This window comes from Terriglobus sp. RCC_193 (genome assembly GCF_041355105.1).
Classification (GTDB): domain Bacteria; phylum Acidobacteriota; class Terriglobia; order Terriglobales; family Acidobacteriaceae; genus Terriglobus.
This window is the reverse complement of record NZ_JBFUPK010000004.1, coordinates 179902-187295: the sequence shown is the minus strand read 5'-3', so window position 1 is coordinate 187295 and position 7394 is coordinate 179902. Positions and strand designations below refer to the sequence as shown.

Below are 7394 nucleotides of genomic sequence, written 5' to 3'. Positions count from 1 at the left end.
CGATGGCATGACCGCAACGATCAGCCAGAATGCTTGCGTTGTGGTGCAGGAGTTCCTGTTCTTTCGCGGTCACTGGATGACCTCCGTTGGCTTGTGCAAAATCTTTGCCTGTTCGAGGATGGCGACGCTGAGTCCACGCCCCCCACGGTCGAGGTAGTGCATGGTGTTGGCTAGGCGCTTGTGTCCGAGAACGCTTTGCACGTCGCGCATATCCTTCGTGACGGCATAGACGCGTTCCGCTGCTGTGCGTCGGAGGTCGTGTGGCCTGATTCGGTCGTCCAATCCGCATCTGCGAAGAAGATGCTTGAACGATAGAGCCACGCTGACACGACAGCCTCCGCGCCTCACGCTCAGAAAGGTGTAATACGGCACCTCTGGCAGACATCGTTCGCACGTGGCAAAGATGACTGCAATCTCGCGAGTAACTGGCAGCGTTTGTGTTGATTGTTTCTTCGTCGTGAAGCTGATAGTTCCACTGTTCGGGTCGTAGTGCGATGGGCTTATCTTCACAGCCGTTCCGCTCCGCAATCCCAGGTCGAGACACAGCAACACGAACAGCCTCATGGCTGGCGATGCGCTGGAGAGTATCACTTCGACCTCCGCGTCCGTGACGGTGCGGGTTCGTGGTGATGGGGCTTGGACTTGCGGGACTTCGCGATGCAATCCGTGTGGCGCTCCGTAGCTTTCCGCGAGTTTGCGGAGGAGCGTTCGGAGGTACGAGTGGTAGTTGTACCGCGTCGCGACACAGTAACGCTCGAACGTTTTGCAGATGCGCGGGACATCGAGTGCGACAAGGTCTTGTGGTCGTTTCGATCCGACCTCGCCGATGATGCCTTTGACGCAATAGTGGATTGCGTTTGTGGGCTTCTGACTACCCGTGATGGCGGTGAGGATTTTCGTAACGCTGACACCCGCACCGCCTTTGCTTTTGGGCGCGCGTTTGCCTTTTGAGTTATCTCGAATGCTTCCGCTTCAGCAGCCGTTAGAAACGACTTCCGTTTTCGCTTCCCCCTCCGGTCTGTCCAGTCAGCCATGAAGCGATTATGCTTCTGATACACGTGACACCTCCTGTCACCCCTTATCGGCACGAAAACCCGTGCAGGGCGCGGAGAAGGTCACTTTCAACGTCTTCAAGTTCAACGTCTGAACAGCCCCGGATACCCTGCGGTTACGCCCATGTGACATCACCCCGTGGTCACGCTGATATCACATGGGCGCAACTGCAAAAAGAAGCGGACAAGGCGATGTACCACGCGAAGCATCTGGGACGTAATCGGACCATCATCTATGACGCCGAAAGCGAAACATTGCTATAACTGATCAACTGATCGGCCAATACAAACAAAAGCAGATTCCAACATTCATTTTGTCGCCGATTCTGCCGATGTAGTTCGCATGGAACCGGCTTTCCTCGCCACGGCAGTAGAGCTCCAGGCGGGCTTCCCTTTCAGCATGGCATTTCAACCTATGGTGAACGTCACCACAGGCAACGTCTATGCGTATGAGGCTCTCGTCCGCGGACCTCAGGGCCAAAGTGCGGCCAGCATACTCGGGCGATTGAAAGAGAATGATCAGTTTCTTTTTCATCAGCATTGCCGTAGCCGCGCGATGACATTGGCGACCAATCTTGGCATTACAAAATCAAATGCCGCTCTGTCCATCAACTTTCTTCCGCGAGCGATCTGCACACCCGAAGCATGCAGCGCAATGACACTCGCCGCCGCCAGGTCACTGAACTTTCCTTACAAAAGGCTGATCTTTGAAATGACAGATTCAGAGCGACTTCTCGATACCAAACAGGTGAGAACAGTCGCCCGCGAGTATCAGCGCAATGGCTTCCGTATCGCCCTTGCCATTGACGATCTACAAGCGGCCCTCTCAGAGAAAGCCGTGTACAAACAGATGCGAGCCGACATCCTGAAGCTCAATATGACGATCACACGGAACCTGCACCTGCATCCACACTCGCAAGCAGCCATCGCTTCCCTGCAAAAGGTTTGCAATGCAGAAGAGATGGACCTGATCGCAGAAGGGGTGGAAAGCCTGGAAGAGTATGTCGCTTTACTCCGCTGCGGTATTGAACACATGCAGGGTTATCTGTTCGCCATGCCCGGCTTTGAAGCTCTGCCAAACTTCACGCTGCCAACTCCAACTGAAATGGATGCGTGAAATGCAAAGAGAAGAGCCGGGCTTTGCCCGCCTCTTCTCTTTGTGATTTTTGAACTAATTACACGGTAGCTGGCTCCGAAGCCTTGGCCTCGGCGGCTTTCTTCTCCGCAAGATTCTCGCCCAGTTCCGCAGCCATCTTCTCCGTGGAGAACGCCTCGATCAAGTCACCCACGCGAATGTCCCGCAGGCTGAGATCGATACCGCATTCCATGCCGTTGGTCACTTCACGAACGTCGTCCTTGAAGCGCTTCAGGTTGGTGATCTTGCCCTTCCAGACTTCGGCACCGTCGCGCATCACGCGTACCTGCGAGTTGCGGGTGATCGTGCCATCGCGAACCACGCAGCCGGCAATCTGACCGACCTTCGTGATCTTGAAGACGTTGAGCACTTCTGCACGGCCCAGGTAGTTCTCGCGGAAGACCGGATCCAACAGGCCAAGCATGGCCTTTTGAATCTCGTCCTGCAGCTCGTAAATGATGGAGTGCAGACGAATTTCCACGTTGTCCTGATCCGCCAGTTCCTGTGCTTTGCGCTCTGGACGCACGTTGAAGCCGATGATGACGGCGTTCGACGCGGTGGCCAGCAGCACATCGCTTTCGGTGATGGCGCCGACGCCGGAGTGCAGCACGCGGACACGTACCTTTTCCGTCGTCATGCGCTGCAGGCTGTCGATCAGCACCTGCACCGAGCCCTGCACGTCGCCCTTGAGAACAAGGTTGAGATCCTTAACGCCAGCCTGCTTGATCTGTTCTGCAAGGCCTTCCAGCGACACACGGCTGCTCTTCGCAAGCTGTGCTTCGCGCTCCTTGAGCGTACGGTAGCGTGCAATTTCCTTGGCACGGTCACGATCGCTCATCACAATAAACGTGTCGCCAGCGTCCGGAATGCTCTCCAGACCAAGGATTTCAACAGGTGTCGAAGGTCCTGCAGTTTCAATGGAACGGCCGCGATCGTCGAACATGGCGCGGATCTTACCGAACGTGTTACCGACGATATAGCTGTCGCCCACCTTCAGCGTTCCGTTCTGCACCAGGATGGACGCAACCGCACCGCGGCCACGATCCAGCTTGGCTTCGATAACGGTACCCACTGCCGGACGCTCAGGAATTGCCTTCTGTGCGTTTGTGTCGGCAACGAGACAGATCATCTCTTCCAGGCCGTCCAGGTTGATACGCTGCTTCGCGGAAACTTCAACGAATTCCACGTCGCCGCCCCAGCCCACAAGCTGAAGACCACGCTCGGCAAGCTGGGCCTTCACCTTATTGCTGTCCGCACCGGGCTTGTCGATCTTATTGATCGCCACGATGATCGGCACCTTTGCTGCCTTCGCGTGATCAATGGCTTCAATCGTCTGCGGCATCACACCGTCATCCGCTGCAACCACCACAACAACGATGTCCGTAACCTTGGCGCCGCGTGCACGCATGCGGGTAAAGGCTTCGTGACCCGGCGTATCCAGGAAGACAATCTCGCGGCCAAAGGCAGGCGAATCTTCCTTGGTGACGTGCACCTTGTATGCACCGATGTGCTGCGTGATACCACCGGCTTCGCCGCTGGCCACGTCAGTAGAACGAATCGCATCGAGCAACGAAGTCTTACCGTGATCGACGTGGCCCATGACGGTAACCACCGGCGGACGGACGATTTCCGTCATACCGCTGGTATCTGTCAGGACGCCTTCGATCGCTTCATTCTCAAGCTGCTCTTCCACGGTCTGAATCTGTGCATCCGCGCCATAGGCGGCGGAGACGGATTTCACCAATTCGTTATCCAGCGACTGATTGACAGTGACCAGAACACCGCGCATCAGCAACGTAGCGATCAGATCCTTACCGCGGAGACCAAGTGCTTCTGCCAGGTCCTTTACGGTAACGCCTTCCGTCACGGTAATGGTGCGCGTAATGGGCTGTTCGCCCATAGCAATCTGCGCTCCGCCAAACCGCGACGGTGGCGCAAAGCCCTTCATTGGGCCTTCTTTGCTCTTTTCGTAACGCTTCTTGTGTGCCGCACCTTTTTTGGCAGCAGGACGCATACCGGGCTTCTGCGCTCCCGGGGTGCCTTCTGAGATCAGACCACCGCCACCGGGGCGAGGACCGCCGCCGAATCCAGGACGGGGACCACCAAAGCCCGGACGCTGACCGAAGCCAGGGCGTCCGCCGGGACCGGTTGGAGGTCCGCCGGGGAACGTCCGCGTCGGATGCATGGGACGACGGCCAGCAGGACCACCGCCGGGACCACCCGGGCCTCCGGGGCCACCATAAGGGGGACGAGCCCCCCCCGGTCCGGCACCGGGACCACCCGGGCGCTGGAAGATAGGACGACGCGGCGGCGCACTGGGAGCCTGCGGAGGCGCGGTGTACGACGGGCGCGGGCCTGTCTGCGGCATGATGACGCGACGCTTCGGCTCTTCAGGAGCTGCCGGCACCGGTGCTGCAGCTTCCGGAACAGGAGGCGGAGTGCCCAGAACCGGCGTTGCAGCAGGTGCTGCGGGAGTTGATGCAGCGGCTGGAGGACGCGCAACGACTACGCCCTGCGGCGGAGGCGTGCTGCCAGCAATTGCCGGACGTTCAGATGCGGGATGTCCCGGACGTACCACCACACCCTGCGGCGGACGTGAGGCAATCGCCGGACCTGTTTTCGGTGCGGGATGCACGATAACAGGGGCCTGGCGTGCCTGCGGAACGATTGTGCGGCGCGGAGCCTCCGGTGCAGCAGACTCAGTGCGCGGCTGGGCAATCTTCAGCGTCGGCATCACTGGGCGCGTGATCGGAGGGCGCGAAGGCGCTGCTGGAGGAGCAACGGGCGCAGGAGGGGCAACTGGGGCGACTGGACGAGCGACCACGGGCTTCTCAGCCACGGGAGGAGTTGCCACTTCCACCACAGGCGCAGGTGCAGCAACGGCAGTCGGAGCAGCAGGAGGCACAGGCGGTTTGGGCGGCGCTACCACCGCAACAATCGGTTGCTTCGGTGCTGCCGACACAACTGCCGGCTTTGCCGGAACAGGAGCCTGGGCGGCCTGCTGCTCAGCCTGGCGACGCTCCGCCAGCATCCGCTGAATATCGCCCGGCTTACGCGCGCTCGACAAATCAATCTTTTTCGGCTCGGCGGCGGCTGCCGTACGTGCAGGTGCGCGACCGCCAGTCAGGTGCTTGCGAACCTTGTCTGCTTCGTCATCCTCGATGGAACTCGAGTGAGTCTTCTTCTCTGTAACTCCGACTGCTGTAAGCGCGTCAAGAATTTCCTTACTCTTGACCTCAAGCTCACGCGCCAGATCGTTGATGCGTACTTTGCTCATCCGCCCTCGTCTTACTCCGTTGCCCTCTGCTAGCTGTTCATGGCAGCTCCACTCCAGAAGGAATCAAGTCCAATACATTCATTATCGCTCAGGAGGGTACAATTCGCGCCTCCGAAGCACTTCAAAGCGCCGTGAAAGTCGGCGGCGCAGGACTCTGCACCGCCTTTCTTCACGCTAACCACGGGTGTTCTCATCCGGGTCGATGGTTTCATTGCTGAATTCACCAGCCTGGTCGGCCAGATCGTCCAGCATCTGGTTGTCGTTCTCAATACGGGCCTCGCGGACATCGGCATCGCTGCCAAAACCGTCAAACTGGCCTTCTTCTTCTTCCCGCTCCAGCAATTCTTCCGACGAATCACTCACTTCCAGCGGTTCTACGCCGTTCAGTGCGCGTTCTGCGATGATTGCTTCTGGTGTCTTGCCCATCAGACCCTCCTCTGATTCGTCGCTATCCGCATCCACCACATCGGTCGACGGCTTGCCGTCCGCCTCGGTCGGTGCTTCATGCGATACAGAGGTTTCAGATGCGCTATTGTCACCCAGCGATTGCGCAACGCCGCTCAAAGACGCTGGACGCTCCTCGCCCTCTTCGTATTGGCCAAAGTAGTGGCGGACCGCTACCGCAATCTTCTCCACCGACTTGTCACCAATACCCGGAACCTCGCCCAGTTCCTCGGCGGTCATATCCGCAAGGTGCTCCACGGTCGTGATACCGGCCGCAATCAGCTTATCCAAAACGCTTTCACCGAGTTCAGTGACCTGCTCAATCGGAGTGGAAGGTCCGCCGCCCAGCGCAGCCATGGCCTGCTCCACTTCCTGGCGCTTCTCTTCTTCACTCTTGATATCGATCTTCCAGCCCAGAAGCTTGGCCGCGAGACGCACATTCTGGCCCTTCTTGCCGATAGCCAGCGAAAGCTGCGTGTCATCCACGATCACCTCCAACTGCTTCTCACCAAGATCGGTAATGGACACACGCGACACCTTCGCAGGCTGCAGAGCCTTCTCGGCAAACGTGGTGATCTCATCGGAGTATTCGATAATGTCAATCTTTTCGCCGCGCAGTTCGCGGATGATGGACTGCACACGCATACCCTTCATGCCGACGCACGCACCGACCGGATCGACGTCCTTGTCGCGCGAAACGACAGCAATCTTCGTACGCTCACCGGCCTCACGTGCAATGGCGCGGATCATCACGGTGCCGTCGTAGATTTCCGGAACTTCACTCTGGAACAGCGTCTGCACCAGCGCGGGCGCGGCGCGGCTCACAATCACCTGCGGTCCCTTTGCAGCGCGGTCGACACGCAGCAAAGCCACACGGATGCGCTCACCCACGGTGAACTGCTCCAGACGCGACTGCTCACGCTTCGGCATACGCGCCTCGGCCTTGCCCAGGTCGAAGATCACGTCCATCGGCTCAATGCGCTTCACCGTAGCGTTCAGAATCTCGCCCACACGGTGGTTGTACTCATTGAATACTGTGTCGCGCTCTGCTTCGCGGACTTTCTGGAAGATCACCTGCTTCGCCATCTGCGCGGCAATACGGCCCAGCGGCGACGTGTCCTTGTAAAAGCGCAGTTCCGCGCCCACTTCCACGCCCGGCGCCATCTCCTGCGCTTCCGTCAGCGTGATGTAGTTCTCAGGGTCTTCTTCAATCTCGGTATCGTCTTCAATGACCGTCTTGTAGACATAGGCACGGATCTCGCCCGTTTCCTTGTCAAACTCACCGCGCATGTTTTCCTGCGTCTTGTAGTACTTGCGCGTTGCTAATGCGATGGCGTCCTCAACGGCGGTGACCACGATCTCGGGCTCAATGCCCTTATCGCGGCTCATGGTCTCAATTGCCTGATACAGTGCGCTTGCCATTGTTGTGTTACTCCTACGTATTCAGTTGTAAGAAACTTGTTTCTCTGTTCAGCCTTTGGCCTGC

4 protein-coding genes are annotated in these 7394 nt (G+C 58.4%); 1 reads left to right on the top strand and 3 read right to left on the bottom strand.

All coding sequences use genetic code 11. From position 1 onward, the window contains the following. Positions 1–69: 69 nt before the first annotated feature. Positions 70–663: a tyrosine-type recombinase/integrase gene (locus tag AB6729_RS17700; protein WP_371082986.1), complete on the bottom strand. Its 594-nt coding sequence runs from the start codon at positions 661–663 to the stop codon at positions 70–72. A 789-nt stretch (positions 664–1452) separates the two neighbouring features. Here AB6729_RS17700 and AB6729_RS17695 point away from each other — a divergent pair. Continuing rightward, positions 1453–2169, top strand: coding sequence for an EAL domain-containing protein (locus AB6729_RS17695; protein ID WP_371082985.1), 717 nt, complete (start codon positions 1453–1455; stop codon positions 2167–2169). A 58-nt stretch (positions 2170–2227) separates the two neighbouring features. Here the strand turns inward: AB6729_RS17695 and infB are convergent, their stop codons facing one another. Together infB and nusA are read right to left on the bottom strand one after the other, a co-directional pair. Then, positions 2228–5464 (bottom strand): translation initiation factor IF-2, encoded by a 3237-nt coding sequence (gene infB, locus AB6729_RS17690; RefSeq protein WP_371082984.1) that lies wholly within the window; start codon positions 5462–5464, stop codon positions 2228–2230. Positions 5465–5638: 174 nt separating this feature from the next. After that, positions 5639–7330 (bottom strand): transcription termination factor NusA, encoded by a 1692-nt coding sequence (gene nusA, locus AB6729_RS17685; protein WP_371082983.1) that lies wholly within the window; start codon positions 7328–7330, stop codon positions 5639–5641. Between the last annotated feature and the right edge of the window lie 64 nt (positions 7331–7394).